Raw genomic sequence first — 1,524 nt, forward strand, 5'->3', positions numbered from 1 at the left:
GCCGAGGTGCGGTGGTAACGCACGCTTCGTCGCGGCCACCAGCGCCGCCGGCCTCAGGAACACGTGCTGGCGCCGCGGCGCGGCCGAGCGTGCGCGATTCGGTACGAGGCCGTGCTTCGCCTGAACGACCGCGCAGAACTCGCGGAAGAAATCGTCCGTCCATTCGCGCAGCGTATTTTCGATCTGCCGCCCCGGTAGTTCGGTGAGCGGGCCGCTCGCCGTCGCCCAGACCACGTACTCGATGCGCGTAGCGTTCGCGTCGTCATCCGGCATCAGCACGAGTTCGACCTGGCCGCGCAGTGCACCGAGCCCGTCGGCACGCGCCTTGAAGTTGAGCACGCGGCGCGGCTGCCCTTCCGCGTCGCCCTGCTCGGCGGCCACATGCGCACGCACGTCGTAGCGGGCGCGCAGCGGGCCGAGCGGCACCGTGATCGTCAGCGCAAACTCGCCGTCCGCGAGCTTCACGAACGATTCGCAATGGTCGAAGCTCGCGCGCAGCAACGCGAGATCCTCGAACGCCTCCTGTACGACAGGCGGCGCGAGCGGTACGCGTAATGTGTCGTTCAGTTCCATGACGCCTCCCCGATGAACACGCGCCGCATCAGGACGTCTCGACGAGACTGTCGATCCGCGCGGCGTCGAAGGCGACGTAGTGCGCGAGCGCCAACGCAGCCGCCTTCGGTTCCTCGTAACTCCATGCGGCGTTCTCGATCACGCCGTCTTCCGTCTGCAAGTCGAAGTGCACGGCCTCGCCCCTGAACGGGCAAGCGGACGTGACGCCTGATTTCACGAGCCGGCGCATGTTGACGTCGCCGCGCGGCAGGTAGTGGGTGTCCGGCAGGCCCGTTTCGCGCACGGTCAGCGCGCCGTGCGAATCGGCGTACGTGATGCCACGATGGATCACGCGCACGCGATGGCGGTTCGGCACGATTTCGAGACGAGGGTCGGCTGCGTCGGACATCGTTTCTCCTTCGGGCGGCCCGGCCAGGCCGGACTCAGGAAACGAAAAAGCCACGGCACGGGTGCCGTGGCTTTCATTATGGGCGAAACCGCTGCCGAATGCGCGACCCCGGCCGGGGCCGCGCGCGGCGAGCTACTGCGCGCTCCACTGGAACACGGTCTTCGCGCCGCCCTTCGCACCGACCGTGACGGCGCGGGATTCCTCATTGCCCTGGTATGACGCAGACACCGTATAGCGGCCCGGCGGCACCTTCACGAGCATGTACGGCCCGCGCGCGTCGGTCTTCAGCACTTCGGTGCCCTTGCCGTCGACGATCCGCACATGGACGTCGGCCAGGAACTCGCCGCCCTTGCCGGTGAACCGCAGCGCCAGCGGCCAACTCGGCTCGCTGCGCTGGAACGCCGTCGATTCGTCCTGCCCGACGCCGCCGGACACGAAGGTGACGTCGCCCTGCTGGCGCGCGGCGGGCAAGCCGTCCGACTGCGCGTACGCGCCGGTCGCTCCGGCTGCGAGGCCGGCGGCCAGCGCCGCGGCGACGGCAAATCGGGACACGTTGCGTAGAT

3 protein-coding genes are annotated in these 1,524 nt (G+C 68.9%); all 3 read right to left on the bottom strand.

Annotated features, from left to right (window positions below; genetic code table 11):
* On the bottom strand, nucleotides 1-573 hold a 573-nt coding region (locus JYJ84_RS36420; RefSeq protein ID WP_205190279.1), incomplete at its 3' end, for a CoxG family protein.
* A gap of 28 nt (nucleotides 574-601) precedes the next feature.
* On the bottom strand, nucleotides 602-961 hold the full coding sequence (locus JYJ84_RS36425; protein WP_089473479.1) for a DUF427 domain-containing protein: 360 nt from the start codon (nucleotides 959-961) through the stop codon (nucleotides 602-604).
* Nucleotides 962-1,093: 132 nt separating this feature from the next.
* A partial coding sequence (locus tag JYJ84_RS36430) for a carboxypeptidase-like regulatory domain-containing protein (RefSeq protein WP_240201958.1) occupies nucleotides 1,094-1,524 on the bottom strand: 431 nt, incomplete at its 5' end.

The sequence above is a fragment of the Burkholderia sp. LMG 13014 genome, assembly GCF_905232215.1.
In the GTDB taxonomy this organism is placed as follows: domain Bacteria; phylum Pseudomonadota; class Gammaproteobacteria; order Burkholderiales; family Burkholderiaceae; genus Burkholderia.

Coding starts and splice junctions, on each gene's coding strand:
- JYJ84_RS36425 (WP_089473479.1), bottom strand. CDS start 961: ATGTCCGACGCAGCCGACCCTCGTCTCGAAATCGTGCCGAACCGCCAT.